We start from the raw sequence: 15,993 nt of genomic DNA on the forward strand, positions 1-15,993 counted from the left end.
GAAGAACATCATAGCTGTTGCACATGATTTACAAGTCTGTTCTTTTCTCATAAAATCATGAGAAAAATCGGGAAAAATTAGTGCTGTACTCCGAGTTTCGTCGCCATCTTGGCAAAGCTGGAATGACTATCAATGACTTCGCAGCGTATCTGGGAGTCCGGCCTGCTTCAGTTTCGAACTACTCAAAATCGGGCTTGGTTCCGCGCACCTATGCCATCATTGCCATCTTTCTAGGTGAAGCTGCTGATCGAGGCATCAATAGCGCCCAACTTCTGGGACATTTCGGTGTCACCCCTTCCTCTGTACCAACAGGTAGTAATGTCAAGCAATTGGACATGTTTCGTTCATCTAGAGCGCGTCTGACACAGAACGCAAAAAAAGCACAAGCGCCAGCAACCACCTCCTTGGGGGCTATAGGGCAGGGACGTAGCCGTGAGTAGTCCTATTGACTCGCTTCTTGACAAACTCGGCTACTCTCAGGATGAGGGACTACTCTGCGGTTCATCTGACTTTTCTCGTGCAGTCGGGAGTGCTCATGCATTGCACGCAGCAGCAGACGCGATCAAGCTGCAAGCATGTTTTGGTGCCTGGGAGCCTGGGCTTGGTGATCGTAATAAAGACCGGTTTGTACCCATCGTCTACCTCGCTCGCGCAGACGACATTGAAGAAGCACAGCGCCACCATCGCTGGGCCTGGAGCCAAGGCATCGTACCTTGGGTGATCATTGAGGTCCAACAGCGCTTCATTATTTGCCCCGGGTTTGACTTCTCGTCCCAGAAAAACTGGGCAACACTCGTAGTTGCCGTTGATATCTACGATCTGCAAAAGGATGGCAAAGATTCCGCGTTGAAAGACTTCACGGCAGTGCGCCTACGCTCGTCGCTCCAATGGCGGGATTTTAGGCTGCAGTCGGCGGGAACCGTAGACAAACGCCTGCTACGTGCACTGGAGCATCTTCATAGGCGCTTAGTCTCGGCAATCTCTGACGGTACGCTTCCTGCCGCCACCGTTAATCGACTTATAGGGCGTGTCCTCTATACATTCCTTCTATTGGATAGGCGGATTGTACCTAGTGCTTGGGCGCATGGCCTCGCTAATGACGAGGACTTGTTGCATTACGCGCCAGCTGCGATCACTCTTGGCCAGTTTTGGGCACTACAGGATCGAATTGACGACATTTTCAATGGCGCCGTTTTCGTGCTTGATTCCGAGCAGAGGCTCCAAATTCAGCAAGAGCACCTGGATCTGGCTATTGATTACCTGCGTGGGGGGACCACTCTGCATACGGGGGGCGAGCAGACTGAACTCTTCGAAATTGATCTGACCGCAATTCAGATTGAGACACTCTCAGCGGTCTACGAAGAGTTCCTCAGAAGCGAAAGCCCTGCAAGCGCGCGCAATGATGGGGTAGTCTACACGCCGCCATTCCTTGTGGATTTCGTAGTTAATCGGCTTGATGACGAGCAGGAGTTCTCTAAGAATTCACGAGTTCTAGATCCGACAGCAGGTTCTGGCGTGTTCCTAGTGGCCGCTTTTCGGCGGATTGTGGAGCAGACTCTCGCCGATCGGCAATTGCAGCGCCTTCCCATGGAGGAGTTGCGCCAGATCTTGGTTCAATGTATCTATGGCGTGGAGAAGTCCGCTTCCGCGGCCGCAGTTGCCGCGTTTAGCCTTTATCTACATCTTCTGGAGTACGCAGACTCAGCCGAATTGAAGGCCATCGTTACCGAGAGACGGCGGCCGAAGGTCTTCCCACCCCTCATTGGTTCAAATATTCTGGTTGCGGACTTCTTTAGCGTGCCGCGGCATTTCGAAAAGATCGAGTTCAGCTGCGTGGCTGGCAATCCTCCATGGAAGCCACTAGAGGAAGTCACAACCTGTGCAGTTCACAGTGATGATCCTATCGATGGTCGAGAAGCTTCCGAGCATGTCACGTGGCTTAGCTTACGGCGCTACCTGGGCGCTGACGGGGTGCTTGGGTTAGTCATGCCATCAAAGTCGATTTCAAGTCCTTCCGCTAAGACTTTTCTGACTGCATTGGGGCAGACATTTCATATTCGTGCCATCGTTAACTTGTCGCAATGGCGTCGACATCTTTTCGAAAATGCTGAACAACCGGCGGCTTTACTATTCGTATCGGCGCATGCCGTTACACATGCAAACCGCACTGCGTTCTATTCACCTGCGTTGTGGACTCAACCATTCACACCCAAGGCGATGTGGACGCTGGCGATCGACTGTTCTGACGTGCAGTGGATGCCTAGTTTTCTAGTATTTCGCGATCATGATCAGATTTTCGATGCATATGCGCTACGTCCGTTGGATAGAGCGGCAAAGAATCGACTGCGTCAAGCCGTGCAACGAGGAACAGCCACCACATTCGCTGAACTTCTGAAGCAGCTTGGCCTACTATCGGCCGGAGGCAGTACACCTGCCAGAACCTTTTTGGAAGCCGACGAAATCTGCAGCACACTCGATTTCGCCGCATATGGCAATGGATTTCAATTGCTAGAAGAACACCCAAAGCAGTTGTCTGACCAGCGGCTCCAAGCCTGTAGCGCGCAGCATCGGAAGAAGTTCCAAGGTGAGCGATTGCTGGTTTCGCGCAGCTTGGCACAAGCCTTAGCAGTGGGATTCCCTCTAGCAGTCAACTCTTCAATGAACGTAATCCACTGGAAGGACACCCCCTCACAATTGAAGCCCATGGATTGTAGTGCAGTGCTGTCAAAACTAGGGCGCTTCTTGATGAGTGACTTCGCACGCTATCAATTTGCCTTATTCGGACGACTGTGGCAGGTAGATCGATCGCGCGTCGAGCGGCGCGATTTGGACAGCATCGTGGTCCCACTGCCAGAGTATTTCTTGCAACATGAAGGTGGAGAAAACTATATCGAGGCGATGCAGATTCAAGATGTCGCATCGGCCATGCAGGATTATTTGGAAACGCGACTTCAGTTCGAAAATGGGCTCACACCGGCGAGTGCCAATGAGTGCATTGACCAAGTGCCTGACGATTACTTGAAGGTACTGAGCACATCATTACATGGAAGCTTTGGCCCTCTCATTCAATGTTGTAAAGTGGATTGGATTAGCGATGTTTCGGCTCGAATCGTCATATGTATGGCTGAACCGCTACCAACACCACCGGCTAGCCGAGTGACTGCATTTCAGTTCTACGACTCGGCACTTGTCACTTGGATTAAAGGTGAGCGGTTAGTAAGTATAGATAAGCCAGCGGGGCGCCTTAACTTCTCACTTGACCGAGCTTACAGTGATGCGCTGAGAGTTGCTAACCTCCTTCTAGCCGCTCAATGACTCTACCTGAAGAATTCTTCGCGAAGCTTCGTCAATCTCTGGTTGATGCGGGTACTAATCCATATCGCGCATCGGCGGTAGCAAGCTTCGTCACTCAGTGCTACGACATACTTTTGTCAGCGCATCATGCTCTGGTACAGCCCGTCAGGTGGCGCCAATTTTGTGCAACACGCGGCGCCACAACAAGGCGAAGACGGACAGCTGCCGTTCCCGCAAACATCTCGGAAACGGCGATTACTGCTGACTTATCGAGGGAGGCTCAGCGACTGCTACAAGAGCGCGGTGGCTCTGCTGGGCTAGTTCCGGGGATTAGTATTGCTTGTGTCATTGCGGACCAGACAGCACCCAGCGACATTGCCACAGGCTCTAGCTCTAAACGCCCAGATCTTGTTTTCTTTCCAGCTGACCCTGCACTGCAGCTCCAGTTTGCAATGGAAGCCAAAATCATCCGCTTGGCAACGGACATTGCAAAAGAACTCTTGGGCGAGCCAGGCTTTGGGTGCTTTGTGCGTAAGATTGACCCATATGAGACGAATGGTGTTGTCGGTTTACTAGGTTACGTTGACCCTGCTCAAGCCTTAGCAATGGTTAGCAAAACTGAGCAATGTATGCAGTCCGATATGCGCTTCACCCAGGTCGGCGCACACGACTTGATTGTCAATGCCACAGGTCCCAACCACCGGCCTCATACTGTTGTCGGACACATTACAAATGCCCGGCCTAAGCTATGTATTGCTAATATGCTCGCCGTTGAGTTAACTACGGCATGATGACTATCGGTATGAACGTCGAAAACAACATCTTCCTAAAAGACGCTGCTTTACAGGTTGTTTAGCAGAATGGGCTATTACCGGTCTCGTGGACACCGACCTAAGCTTCTTGAGGTTTTTCGAACTGTAAGGGACTGAGGTACACGAGCGTCGAATGCCGACGCGTTGGGTTGTACAAGCGCTCGATGTAGTCGAACACGTCGGCGCAAGTCTACTCACTTCTGCAGAACACCTTCCTGGCCGTGCACTCGGTCTTCATTGAGCTGACCATCGCCGATTGATCCCAGATCTCACCGGCTCTGCTCATGCTGCAGGTGATGCCATATTCGCGCAGCATCTGATGGAAATGTGCGCTGGTGTGATGGGCGGATTCAACCGGTGGCCACAACACCTTCAATCATGGAGGTATTTATGGGTCGTCTTGCGAGTTGGATCAAGGAACTAACGGGGTGAGTACGGATGCGATCGCCAGGCGTTCCATCGCATAGGCGTGAAGTGGAGCGGCAGTTCTGGAAGCAGATTGCCACCGGAATTACGAGTGAGACGGCAGCAGAAGCCGTTGGTGTGTTGCAGCCCGTGGGGAAGGTCGCAGTTGAGTCTGTTGCGAGAGCCCGCTGACCTCGGCAGCGGTTTTCCGACAGCGTCATGATCTGGCCGCGGGTCATTCATCCGCAAATGACCGCAGCGACTCTTCAACCGGCCGCTGGTCTGATCCTGAGTAGAGCAAGTGAGTGACAGGTAGATGGCCAACAGCGAGAGTTTGGACGCAGAGACCGAAAGGCAGCACTCGCTGCATAAGAAACATTGGCTGATGCGAAAGCTGCTGAATAGTTGCTGTGAAGGAATTCAGGAAAATATTCACCCAGCATCATCGGCAGATATATCCTTAATCTAGGCCGGCTCGTCGCCCCGGTCTCCAACATTCAGTCTGCTGAAGTCCTCAACGACGTATACATCGCGGATAAAGCGTTTTAAATGGGAGCCGTGATTTCTCACTGCTCTTATCCCATCTTGCCGTCTTAGTTATAGCTGCAACCAAAGGTGTGGAACCCTTGGTTGTATTCCTTCGTCTGCATCTTTGCAAGGTAGCTGATACGAAAAAATGCTTGTCGGAACGAGTCCTCATTGCCTCTGATTATTTGGTAATTCGAATCCGTTGGGATATGAACATAACCTCGCATATCGTTAACAAACATGCCAACAGCCGACGCCCATGTCCCATGGATTCTTACGTACATGTTTTCACGTTCCAATTCGAATTTCCCCATGAATGCGTAAGCAGCGTGGTTGAACACCAGCGCCACGTGGTAGTGCACGCGGCCATTGCCACTGATCTCCCTGCACCACATATAGCGCATATCTGCGTCATGGACGCGATGATCTTGATTTCTGCTCAGTTCCTGAGAGTGCTCGATCTTAGCTCGCATAGATGCAATGAACTTGGAAATGACTGCATTGCACACCAATACATCGGCTGAAACATGGCCAGGCACAAACAAATCAAAGCGCATCACACAGATGTTGCTATGGCGATCCAAACAACGATATAGGCAATCATGGATGCGCTGAAGGTGATTACTAATCAGATACCCGTGCGCAGTCTGCACAGGTGATCCATGGAAATGATCTCCATGGAGCAGTTGATGGTTGGTATTCAAAGGATTGCGTTTCATGCTGTGTGTCCTGGTAGTTGTTGACACACAGTTGAAAGCGGTAAACAGACTTGCTCTTTTATGGAGAAAAAGTGCAGTAGGGCGGGTGAATCTCTTCCTGCTCTATCGAATGACTGCATTGAGTTCCTTCAATGCAGTTCAGCAATTGACGCTTTGATGCTCTTCCATCTGAGCTTGAGGCTCAAAAGTGGTGTGTGCGCATTTCAACCACATACATCTATAGGGTGTACTAGTGGCCATTGATGGATCTATTCCATTGCTAGTGAACTAGCCTGTACTCATCCATGGGGATATCAACTAAATACCCCAACGTCTCTAAATTTCTTCCATGCCTAGCACCATCTCTATACTAATTAATAGAACTTAAACATACACGATAGGACACATATCTAGACCATAAAACAGCAGATTACAGAGGGGAGAGTGTCTGTAATCTGCTGTTTTAGGTTTCCTATCTCACTCTGAAAAAATATCAAACCAACTGCTGGTCACGGACGTTAATTTTCTCTTGAATCCAAGCCTCGATTTCGCTATCAAGCCAGCCAACGGATCGCAAGCCCAAGCTGATGGGTTTCGGGAATTCAGAGAGGCTGATGAGTTTGTAGAGGGACGTTTTACCCAATCCTGTCTTGGAAAGAACATCTTTCAACTTCAGAACGCGCATGATGAAACTCCGGTGTCTTTGACATCAGATTGCCTGCGGCTTGCTTTTTAAGCTGTGTCTGCTGTAATCCAGCAGCGTCCCAGAAAAAATTCCCCTGAAGCAAAAAAAATGCACTCCAAGTCCATTTCCACCAAAGTGCGTTAGTAGCTCTTTTGTCACCTGACTAATACCTTTTCATCAGTGGGGAGAGGTGGATATGTTTCGCCACTTTGGCGGATGATTCAATTGCATGAAATACGGTTCTTGCAAGCACTGCGATGCCCTCAAGCTTGCGCCAAGAGTCATCCACCAAGTTGCATCTGTTCGCAGGATATTGCACGATCTTGATGCGCCTACGCATGAGATTTCTAATCCGTTCTCCCCCTAGCAAGGCCCTCGAATGCTCCTAGCCAAGATCATGGTACATTTCGGGTTAATAGACTCCGTGATAACGACATGTTTCTATCGTTTTTCTATCATTTTAATTCGCCATTATAGATTTAACATATAAGTATATCTGTTGGATTGATTAAATATTTTTAGGGGGTAAAATGAATCCAAATAAGGTGTTTGAAGCCAATGTTTCAGTCGCAACGCTATCGCTAAGAAGATTGCAATCCATTGCCTTTCATTTAAGAGTTTCAGCTAATATTTCATCTATGCCCGATGAAAAATTAATTATTGAAATTGGAAATGAGTTAATTAGAAAATATTCTTATCCAATTGGGTCTTTTGGGCCTAATTCTCCAGCAGTCGTACGCCTCCCCGATAAACTGATTGGTGAGATTGCGAAAATCAAGACGCAACATTATGTTTCCGAAAATTATTTTGCGTTTTTAAAGGATTTTTCGAGAAATTCAATAATCTTTAAATTAAGAAAAACAGGGGTTGGTAGTGATTTAATGGTGAGGCAGGTATTCCAAAATGCGCAAGATATAGGAGTGATTCTTGGCTATCTTTGCGACATCTCGAAAATGACGGCAGATGAAATTGCTGAAAGCTTGATGGAGCTAGAGAAGCAGCTCCAAGTTATGAGAATTACTTGGAGCAAACATATCGCTTGGTTTTCCAAAGAAAAAGACAAGAATATGGAGAAATTGAGGGCGGCTGCTTTTTATTCGGGGAAGCAATTCCATGGCGTTGTAGAAAATCAAATTGCATTGATTCTGAACAAATCTCCGAAAATTATATTAATGCCGATTGTAGAAAGTTACGATGATATCGAGATATTTTTTCATAGTCTCGATGTTTCGTCCGCAATCAAAGTTCTGGTTTTTGAAAAAATTCGCGATTTGTATAACACGCGTTCATCGAGAGCTCAAAATAAAAAGAATAAGAGGAAAAGCTGCAGCTTTATTCTTACCGGGGAAGCAGAGTCTTTTATTAAGAAGCTTGCCAAAGAACGTCAAATGAAAGGATCTGCTCTTTTAAATACGATCTTTCAAGAGATTAATAAAGATGGCTTGATGTATTTGCTAAGAAATTCCCCAAGTACAAAGTAACCGTCTATTTGCAAATGAAAATTGCCCACTCCTGCATCATGTTTCGTCGCTTTTCTAGCGCGTCTCCTCGTCGATAAGCAGCTTCTACCTTGCTTTCCAACGTGTGTCCTAACGCATGTTCCGCCAGTTCTCGAGAGAAATTGGTTTTTTCTCCTACCCAATCACGGAATGTAGATCGAAAACCGTGTGGAACTGCGCTCACTTCCATTCGCCGCATTACAGCGGTCATAGTCATGTCGGAAAGGGCCTGGCCTTTAGTTCCTGGAAATAGTAGATTGCTGCCTTCAACACGAGGCATGTCAGCAAGTAGCTTGAGCGCGGCTTGAGACAGCGGTACCCGGTGCTCCACTCCGGCCTTCATTCGTGCAGCAGGAATAGACCATACTGCTGTGTTTAAGTCAATTTCAGACCACAGCGCACCTCTCACTTCTCCGGAGCGTGCTGCTGTATAGATGAGAAATTCAAGAGCTCTAGCTGCAATGCCTGCGCGCGTGCGCAAGTCCTGCATAAAGGTAGGCATGTTATCTACTGGTATGGCCCTGTGGTGTTCTACATTCTGAATCTTGCCTGGGGCTGCCAGCACTTTGTCGAGATGGCCTTTCCATCGAGCTGGGTTCTCACCACTACGATATTTGCGGACAGTAGCCCAATCGAGCACCGACTCAATTCGTCCCCGCAGGCGACTGGCAGTTTCGTTCTTCGTGCTCCAGATGGGTTCTAGGCAAGCAAGGATGTGTGGAAGATCGATGACCGAAACACTGAGTTGCCCCAGATGCGGCATCGCATAGGCTTCAAGGGTGTTCTCCCACTGCTGGCGGTGCTTAGCGTTCTTCCACTCGGGTGCTTTTGTCTTGAGGTATTCGGAAGCGCACCAGTGGAAGGTCCTCTCGGTGGCTGCCTTGGATGCGATAAGACTGCGTTGTTGTACTTTGGGAGATATGGGGACCTGACCATTTCGAAGATCATCGTGGATCTTTCTGGCCTTGTCTCGAGCCTCCAGTAGGCTGACTGCCGGATACGGGCCAAGGCCCATGTCTTTGCGCTGGTCGCCAACCTGCACTCGCAGTATCCATCCGCGATAGCCAGCAGAGATGCGAAGGTGCAATCCGGCAATGCCTCCTACGGCGTGTCTCCCTTCTGTTTTGATGGCCGCGACAGCGCGGTCTGAAAGTTGTTTGGCGACTTTGGGCATGGTGCATGAAGTAGTAGATCTATTCCCACATTATGCCCACATAAAACATTGGCTGTTGATGAAATTGTGCGAACGTCGGTGAACGTGGTATGATAAAAATTACTTAAAAATCAATGATTAAATGATCTTCTCTGGTCTGTTTTGAACATCATCATGGCGGACTCCGTTTCCGCCAAGTACCAAACCCCTGAGTGTTCGCACTCAGGGGTTTTTGGTTTTCGGGCCCTCCATACCGCAAAACCCGCCAATGCGGTCTTTTCGGCCGGATTGCCTGGGAGAAATCCCGCTATCGACCTCTCGGCAGCCAGATTCATCCAGGATTGGCCCAGCGACCCCATCGTATGCATGCCCTGCGCCATGGCTTACAGGCTTTTGGAAAGGCAGCATGCCAAGGCTCGCAACGACATGGAGGCTGTGCGAGCCCCGGTGCCGAAGGCGGGGGGCGCCTGCGCTAGGCGTTGTCCCTTGGCTTTTGCTGAGGGGCGATGGCGCCCGCAAGGTGTGGGTGTTGCGATTTGCCTTCAACGGCAGATGCAGCAGGAGAGTTCACCGGGCAGTGACCGGATAGCGCAGCGCGGCACCAAAAGAGTAAGGCTGCACAGCAGCTGGCGGCCCGTGCGCCCAACAGCCTCTGCGCATCTCTGGCGATGCGGGAGCCCGCGACCTCCACCAGGGCGCGGGTGGATGGCGCCGCCGCTGCGGTCTCTGTCAGGCGGCAGCACCCAGCTGCTGCCGCCATACGCGCAGCTGTTCGACAGTCGCCGTAGCGCCACCACAAACGATGACCAACGGCGCTTTCAACCCGTCGAGAGCGGGAGGCTGGGCACTGTAGAGCGGGGCGAGCGAAGCGCCACATGCTGGCTCAACGAGAATGCGATGGTCGAAAAGGAAGCGTTCGCAGGCGTCGAGTGCTTCCAGGTCAGTGACGACGTGCGTGCGAATGTCATGCGTGCGGGTCAGGTTGAAAGCGTTCTCGCACACCTGCTTTGCGCCGAGCGACGTGGCGATGCTGGTGATGGCAGGCAGCTCGATGCGGGCACCATGCTGGACAGACTGCGACAGCGAATCAGCACCTGCCGTCTCGATCGCTACCACGGGCATCTTGCTCAGCCCATTGCGGTCCAGGCCTGCCACGACACCGGAGAGCAAGCCGCCGCCGCCCACGGACAGCACAACGCAGTCGAACTCGACCCCGGCGCGCACCGCCTCATCGACCATCGTCGCGTGGCCTTGCCACATGGTCTCGTTGTCGAACGGATGCACGAATGCGGTGTCGTCATCGAGTTGCGCCAGCGCGAGCGCATTGGCTTCCTGCCAGGAGGCGCCATGCACGACAACTGCGGCACCTTCCTGTTCAATCAGTTGCTTGGCGCGTGCGGTCGTGGTTTCCGGCACGTAGACCGTCACGGGGATGCCAAGCTGACGACCGCTATAGGCGACCGCAATTCCGGCATTGCCGCCGGACGAGGAAATGAATCGCTTCTTGCCCTGGCGCACATGGGCTTCGCAAAGGGCACCAACACCGCGAAGCTTGAAAGAGCCCGAGGGTTGCAACGCGTCCAACTTCAGCCAGACGTCTTTGGCGCTCAGCAGGCTGAGCGGTTGCGATCGGACGAGAGGGGTTTCAATGTGGAGTGGCATGGCAGATCATGGGCCCGATGGGCGCGGTTCGTTGGCGGGGATTTGGCCTGCTGACAATGGCGGCATACGCAGGCTTGCCAAGGCGAAGCTGCTGAGGATCAGCAGCATGCCCGCCCAGACGGGTGGTGCGGACTCGCGAAGCAGCAAGGCGCCCGTGAGCGCCCTGAAAACCAGGAGCCAGTGTATGCGCTGCCGGGTACTCCCTGAATAGCCAGCGGTAGCTTGCGCGATACCGGCAAGCGGCTTGGGCGGACGCGCCCCGGCATTTGTACGTCCCTCATCGATGCCTTGGGCTATGGGGCGGTCACCGCCTGGGCCTGCCACCGAAAAATATCACAGCGCTTCCCAGCGCCAGCAGCCATACCGCAATCGCTGCATACAGCATCAAGCCGCTGAAGCCATGGGCCAGTGCCTCGCGGGCAATGCCGGTCAGAGACGGCATGGACGTGCCGGCGTCGGCGCTCGCCTGCAGCGCGTGCAAGTTGCCGGACGCAACCCCATTGGCCATCTTGCGCAGTGACTCGGCATCCACAGCGCCAGGCAATGCAGCCTGCAGGTGCTGCTGCACGCCATGGACCAGCAAAAAGCCCATCAACGAGATGTTGATCGACAGCGTGATCATGCGCGCACTCATGTCAATGCCGGAGGCCATGCCGGCGCGGTTGTGTGCGACCGAGCCCGTGGTGGTGTTGGTGACCGGGGTGTTGGTAAGCCCCAGCCCGGCACCAGCCATCAGGCAGCCTGGCAGCACGTACAGCCAGTGGAGATGGACAAGCTGGCTGCCTATCAGCATCAGCACGAAACCCAGGCCGATGACAAACAACCCCAGCGGAATCGCAATATGCGGGCCATAGCGCATCGCGATGCGCTCGCCAACCACTGGAAACACCAGCGTTGGAAGCGTGTAGGCCAGCAGGGAAACACTGGCAGCCGCGACATCCTGGCCCAGCGCGCTTTGAAAATAAATGGGCAGGTAGATGATAAATGCCCAAAAGCTGAAGTTCATGCCCATGGAGCCCATCAGTGCACCTGAGAAATGGCGCACCCGAAAGACGGAGAAGTCGAACATCGGATGCGGGGCATGCAACTCCACCCACACAAAGGCAGCAAAACTCAGCAGGCCAACGGTGATGGCGGCCAGCGCGGGCACGCTGGCAAAACCGGTGTATGCGCCCTGCGTCACAAAGAAAGCCAGACCGAACACCGCGAGAGACAGCGTCACGATGCCCGCGATATCCAGCGTGCCGGCGTCCGGATCATGGGATTCCTGCACGGCCATCGCGGCCGGAATCAGTGTGAATGCGGCCAGGAATACATGTACCCAGAACACCCAGCGCCAGTCCGCCAGGGCGACGATCAGGCCGCCTATCAGCGGGCCAAAACCCAGACCGATACCCAAAATGATGCCCCAGATGCTGAATGCGCGGCTGCGCTCGGCCCCTTGGGGAAACTGGTGAGAGAGGACGGACACCAGGCAGATCAGCATGGCGCCGCCGCTGGCTCCCTGGAAGGCGCGGCTGGCAATCAATAGAGGCGTGTTCCATGCCATGCCGCACAACAGCGATGCGACTGCGAACAGCACGGTAGAGATCAGAAAGACCCTCTTGCGGCCAAAACGATCGGCCAACGATCCGGTCGCCATGAGCACCGAGACGCATGCAATGGTGTAGGCATTCATGATCCACTGAATGTCCTTGAAGTCGCTGTGGAGCAAGGACTCCAGCGTTGGCAAGATCACCGGCACGCTGGAGATCTCGAGGCTGAACATCAGCGCTGCCAGACAGACAGAAAGCAGCGCGAGGCGATTGCGGCGGGCCATGGTCAGAGGCAGGCGGTCTGTGGTTGATCCATGGGTATCTCTCAAGGACATGGTTAAACGCTCCAAAAACAGGAAAGCGGCGTTCTGGTGCAGAACACTCCATGCGAGTTTGCGAGAATATAATTCCCGGATTGGCGCAATAAATTCCCGTTTATGACGCCTTTTGGGAACCAATAAAGATGGCAGTACAGGACCCTCTCGACGGTGTATCCACATTTGTGCATGTGGTGGACGCCGGTGGCTTCACCTCGGCTGCTGCGCGTATGGGTGTGACGCGTTCGGCGGTCGGCAAGGCCGTGGCCAAGCTGGAGGCGCGCCTGGGAACACGGCTTTTGCAGCGCAACACGCGCAGGCAGACCCTCACCGAGGAAGGGCAGATCTATTACGAGCGCTGTATTCGCGCCCTGAAGGAGCTGGAGGCGGCAGAGTCGGATCTGGACAGCGGACGAATGCAGCCCAGCGGCCGCCTGCGGGTGAGCGTGCCCGAAGGCTTCGGCCAGCTGTGCGTGACACCCATCCTGCTGAATCTGACGCGGTTGTACCCGCGATTGAGCATTGATCTGTCATTCAGTGACCGGACCGTCGATCTGATCGAAGAGGGCTTTGATCTGGCCATACGCATAGGCCCGCTGCATGACAGTGGCACTTTGTCTGCGCGCCTGCTGGGCACGCAGCACATCAGCATCGGTGCGTCTCCGGCCTATTTGGCCCGCCATGGAACACCCCGGAATCTGGAGGCGCTCGATGGCCACACCGTCCTGGGCTATTCGAGATCGGGTGTGCTTGCGCCGTGGAATGCCCTGCCAGCCACAGGGGGCAGCGCGCCAGCAAGCCATCGCCCGCAACTGCGCTCTCAAATCAGCATGGACGATATCCAGGCCCTGGCTGCTGCTGCCGTTGCCGGCTATGGCATTGCCTGGGTACCTTGCTGGCTGCTGAGCAGCTATGTCCAACGTGGTGAGCTGGTACACATCCTGCCCGCATACCGGGCCCGTTCCTATGAGATCCATGCTATCTGGCCCCAGACGCGGCAATTGCGTTGCAAGCTCCGCGTGGCCATCGATGCGCTGGTGGCAGAGATCCCTGCATTGCTGAATGCAGATGGGGTGCAGAAATCACCATGAAGGGCGTCACGTCCTGCAATGCTCCAGCCTGCGCATCTCCAGCGGGTGGACTGTGTATGTCTCCATCCGCACCGGCAATGCAGATTGAGAGAATGCCTGCGGGATCGGGATGTACCGGGTGCGCCGCAATGGGGGCGGGAGGTGCCTGCCAGCCCCGCTCACCCCATCCGGCAATCCGCTGACAAAGGCACTGCGCCCGCACCACCGGACCTGCGTGCTAGCGTTGCTTGCGCCGCTGCCGGGCATGGGCCAACAGGAATGCGCGCGTGCCCGGCACATCCTGCCCGTCGAGCGCGCCACCGTCTACCGCTCCACTGGCCAGCCAGGCATGCAATGCAGCCTGCGCCACCGCCAGATCAAGCTCTGTCAGCAGCAGCTTGACCAGCGGCGCCCCTGCTGCAGGGTCTGCGATCTGGCCCAGCGCCATCGCCGCACCCTGGCGGCGGCGCGCATGGGGGCTGCTGAGTTGGTCGACCAGTGCAGGCACAGCCGCTTGATCGCCCAGGCGGCCCAAGGCCTCCAATACCGCCTCGGTGGCGGTATCGGTTTGCAGCGCCCGTATCAAATCGGGGATCGCCTCGCGCGTGGCTGCCTGCGCCAGCGCTTCGGTGATCAGCCGCGCATCGGCAGGCGACGCCGCCAGCGGCAATGCAGCAGCCAGCGCTGCATGGGTCTCGGCGCTGGGCGTGGCCGACAGCGACAGCGTGGCCGCGTCCCGCAAGGGGTTGCGGCGGACCATGAGCGGTGCCAACAAGCTGGCGCCTTGCGGGTCGCGGAACTCGGCAAGCGCCGCACTGTAGCGGTACCGCAAGCCGTCGCCGGCCTCCTGGGCTGCGCCGATCAGCGCAGGCAACACCTCAGCCCCTTGCGCAGCCAGCGCTGCGCAGACATTATGGACATACTCGTTGCGGATGCCGGGCAGCAGGCCCAAGAGCAGGGCCTGCACCTGGGGGCCGCGAAGATTCTTGCAGGCGTATGCGACGGCGCTGGCGTTCCAGTGATGGGGATCGTCTTCCAATGCCCGCGCGAAGCCTTCGAAACCCTCCCTACAGCCCATGGAGACCAGCGCCTCAGCCACGCGCACAGCGTCGCCGCTGGAGAGCTGGGGCAGCAGGGCGCGCAGATGCTCTGCCGCGTCCTCGGGCGCCGTGCGCGCCAGCTGCAGCGCAGCGGCACGGCGCACCTGCAACGACGCCGACTGCAACCCGGCGCGGGGCCACTGCTGCTCGCCGGGGCCTTCCAACTGCGCCAAAACTTCGGCCCATTCGCTGGCATCGCGCGGTGTCCTGGCCTGCTCCAGCATGGCCATCAGTTCGGGCACGGCTTCTTGCGCCTTCAGCAGGCCCAGCGCCGGGCCGGCAACCGCCACCCCGGCACGCAGCAGCGGCGCGATCGCACGCGCGTCGCCCAACTCGCCAAGCACCTTGACCAGTTCCATCCGCAGCTGCAGCGGCATCCCCCGGCGCGGGTGTTCCAACGTCTCGATCAGCGGGACCACCGCTGCCGCGTCGCCCAGGCGCCCTAGTGCGCTGATGCAGGTCCGGCGGACTCTCGCGTCCGCGTCGCCGAGTCCTTCGATCAGCAGTTCGAGGTTGGAGCGCGTGGATTTCTGGACCACCGTGCTGCACAGCGTGTTGATCACCTCGTCGAAGTCCTTCTTTTTGTCGGCCTCTTCGCGCCGCAGCGTGCGGATAGCCTCCAGCAGTTCGGCAATCCAGTGCTCGTCGGCATGGCTGTGGATGGATGTGGCGGCATACGCGCGCACCGCCGCGCTGCGGTGGCCCAGGGCCTTGAACAAGGGCGCACGCGCCTGCGGCGAGGAGATACGGCCCAGGAACATGAAACCCGAGCAGGCTTCGTCAACGCTCTTGGATTTGGCCATGCGCAGGTACAGGGGCAACGCATCATTCGAGGGGCGGGCCAACAAGGCCTGCTTGGCCGCGTCTGCCACCTTGGCGTTTTCGTCCAGCGTGGCTTTCAGCAAAAGCGCGGGCGCACGATCCGCCAATGCGTGCAGCGCACTTCGGGCCAGCGGCAGCCGATTTTCCGGCGCGGACCGTAAAAAGGTCGTGGTGGCCTCGAAGGCCACTGCGGGGTCTGCATGAGACAGCGCTTCCAGCGCCAGGAACACATCGACGTTTTTCGTCGAGCTCTGCAACTGGTCTGCCAGTGCCTGGCTGAGATTGTCGTTCATAAGTACTAGAAGGCTCGGCAGGTTTGCCGGGGTGCTACCTGCCCAAGAAGCGGTCCCCGCATGGCAACCGCCCCGAGGCCGCCAGGGAACAAGTCGCCCACCCATACATTGTCCGCTTGC

General features: G+C 55.2%; 12 protein-coding genes. 5 read left to right on the top strand and 7 right to left on the bottom strand.

All coding sequences use genetic code 11. From position 1 onward, the window contains the following. Positions 1-122: 122 nt before the first annotated feature. From ACCQ08_RS08380 to ACCQ08_RS08390, 3 genes are all read left to right on the top strand, one after another. Complete coding sequence (locus ACCQ08_RS08380; RefSeq protein ID WP_373449463.1) at positions 123-440, top strand: hypothetical protein; 318 nt, start codon at positions 123-125, stop codon at positions 438-440. Then, positions 433-3,315, top strand: coding sequence for an N-6 DNA methylase (locus ACCQ08_RS08385; RefSeq protein WP_373449464.1), 2,883 nt, complete (start codon positions 433-435; stop codon positions 3,313-3,315). The genes ACCQ08_RS08380 and ACCQ08_RS08385 overlap by 8 nt, the downstream gene beginning before the upstream one ends. 431 nt (positions 3,316-3,746) lie before the next feature. Beyond that, the gene (locus tag ACCQ08_RS08390) at positions 3,747-4,085 is read left to right on the top strand and encodes a hypothetical protein (RefSeq protein WP_373449465.1); all 339 of its coding nucleotides are present in this window, start codon (positions 3,747-3,749) and stop codon (positions 4,083-4,085) included. Positions 4,086-4,185: 100 nt separating this feature from the next. Here the strand turns inward: ACCQ08_RS08390 and ACCQ08_RS08395 are convergent, their stop codons facing one another. The 3 genes from ACCQ08_RS08395 to ACCQ08_RS08405 all read right to left on the bottom strand — a co-directional run bounded on the left by ACCQ08_RS08395 (position 4,186) and on the right by ACCQ08_RS08405 (position 6,422). Then, a complete protein-coding gene (locus ACCQ08_RS08395) occupies positions 4,186-4,284 on the bottom strand; it encodes an IS3 family transposase (RefSeq protein ID WP_373449466.1) in 99 nt (32 codons plus the stop codon). 820 nt (positions 4,285-5,104) lie between these two features. After that, on the bottom strand, positions 5,105-5,758 hold the full coding sequence (locus ACCQ08_RS08400) for an inovirus Gp2 family protein (protein ID WP_373449467.1): 654 nt from the start codon (positions 5,756-5,758) through the stop codon (positions 5,105-5,107). A 472-nt stretch (positions 5,759-6,230) separates the two neighbouring features. Further along, on the bottom strand, positions 6,231-6,422 hold the full coding sequence (locus tag ACCQ08_RS08405) for an AlpA family transcriptional regulator (protein WP_373449468.1): 192 nt from the start codon (positions 6,420-6,422) through the stop codon (positions 6,231-6,233). 530 nt (positions 6,423-6,952) lie between these two features. Between ACCQ08_RS08405 and ACCQ08_RS08410 the strand changes: the two genes are divergently transcribed. Continuing rightward, a complete protein-coding gene (locus ACCQ08_RS08410; RefSeq protein WP_373449469.1) occupies positions 6,953-7,903 on the top strand; it encodes a hypothetical protein in 951 nt (316 codons plus the stop codon). 4 nt (positions 7,904-7,907) lie between these two features. Here ACCQ08_RS08410 and ACCQ08_RS08415 read toward each other — a convergent pair whose 3' ends face one another. The 3 genes from ACCQ08_RS08415 to ACCQ08_RS08425 all read right to left on the bottom strand — a co-directional run bounded on the left by ACCQ08_RS08415 (position 7,908) and on the right by ACCQ08_RS08425 (position 12,606). Continuing rightward, positions 7,908-9,095, bottom strand: a complete 1,188-nt coding sequence (locus ACCQ08_RS08415) for a tyrosine-type recombinase/integrase (RefSeq protein ID WP_373449470.1) — start codon at positions 9,093-9,095, stop codon at positions 7,908-7,910. 708 nt (positions 9,096-9,803) lie between these two features. Then, on the bottom strand, positions 9,804-10,736 hold the full coding sequence (locus ACCQ08_RS08420; protein WP_312527279.1) for a pyridoxal-phosphate dependent enzyme: 933 nt from the start codon (positions 10,734-10,736) through the stop codon (positions 9,804-9,806). Positions 10,737-11,040: 304 nt separating this feature from the next. Then, positions 11,041-12,606: an MFS transporter gene (locus tag ACCQ08_RS08425; RefSeq protein WP_373449632.1), complete on the bottom strand. Its 1,566-nt coding sequence runs from the start codon at positions 12,604-12,606 to the stop codon at positions 11,041-11,043. 128 nt (positions 12,607-12,734) lie between these two features. Between ACCQ08_RS08425 and ACCQ08_RS08430 the strand changes: the two genes are divergently transcribed. Continuing rightward, positions 12,735-13,679, top strand: a complete 945-nt coding sequence (locus ACCQ08_RS08430; protein WP_373449471.1) for a LysR family transcriptional regulator — start codon at positions 12,735-12,737, stop codon at positions 13,677-13,679. A gap of 217 nt (positions 13,680-13,896) precedes the next feature. On the opposite strand, the gene ACCQ08_RS08435 is transcribed toward ACCQ08_RS08430, so the two are convergent. Then, positions 13,897-15,873 carry a HEAT repeat domain-containing protein gene (locus ACCQ08_RS08435; protein WP_373449472.1) on the bottom strand — a complete coding sequence of 659 codons (1,977 nt, stop codon included), beginning with the start codon at positions 15,871-15,873 and terminating at the stop codon, positions 13,897-13,899. Positions 15,874-15,993: the final 120 nt, after the last annotated feature.

It is taken from the genome of Comamonas sp. SY3, assembly GCF_041730275.1.
GTDB lineage: Bacteria > Pseudomonadota > Gammaproteobacteria > Burkholderiales > Burkholderiaceae_C > Comamonas > Comamonas sediminis.

Coding starts and splice junctions, on each gene's coding strand:
- ACCQ08_RS08380 (WP_373449463.1), top strand. CDS start 123: ATGACTATCAATGACTTCGCAGCGTATCTGGGAGTCCGGCCTGCTTCA.
- ACCQ08_RS08390 (WP_373449465.1), top strand. CDS start 3,747: ATGGAAGCCAAAATCATCCGCTTGGCAACGGACATTGCAAAAGAACTC.
- ACCQ08_RS08400 (WP_373449467.1), bottom strand. CDS start 5,758: ATGAAACGCAATCCTTTGAATACCAACCATCAACTGCTCCATGGAGAT.
- ACCQ08_RS08405 (WP_373449468.1), bottom strand. CDS start 6,422: ATGCGCGTTCTGAAGTTGAAAGATGTTCTTTCCAAGACAGGATTGGGT.
- ACCQ08_RS08410 (WP_373449469.1), top strand. CDS start 6,953: ATGAATCCAAATAAGGTGTTTGAAGCCAATGTTTCAGTCGCAACGCTA.
- ACCQ08_RS08415 (WP_373449470.1), bottom strand. CDS start 9,095: ATGCCCAAAGTCGCCAAACAACTTTCAGACCGCGCTGTCGCGGCCATC.
- ACCQ08_RS08420 (WP_312527279.1), bottom strand. CDS start 10,736: ATGCCACTCCACATTGAAACCCCTCTCGTCCGATCGCAACCGCTCAGC.
- ACCQ08_RS08425 (WP_373449632.1), bottom strand. CDS start 12,606: ATGTCCTTGAGAGATACCCATGGATCAACCACAGACCGCCTGCCTCTG.
- ACCQ08_RS08430 (WP_373449471.1), top strand. CDS start 12,735: ATGGCAGTACAGGACCCTCTCGACGGTGTATCCACATTTGTGCATGTG.
- ACCQ08_RS08435 (WP_373449472.1), bottom strand. CDS start 15,873: ATGAACGACAATCTCAGCCAGGCACTGGCAGACCAGTTGCAGAGCTCG.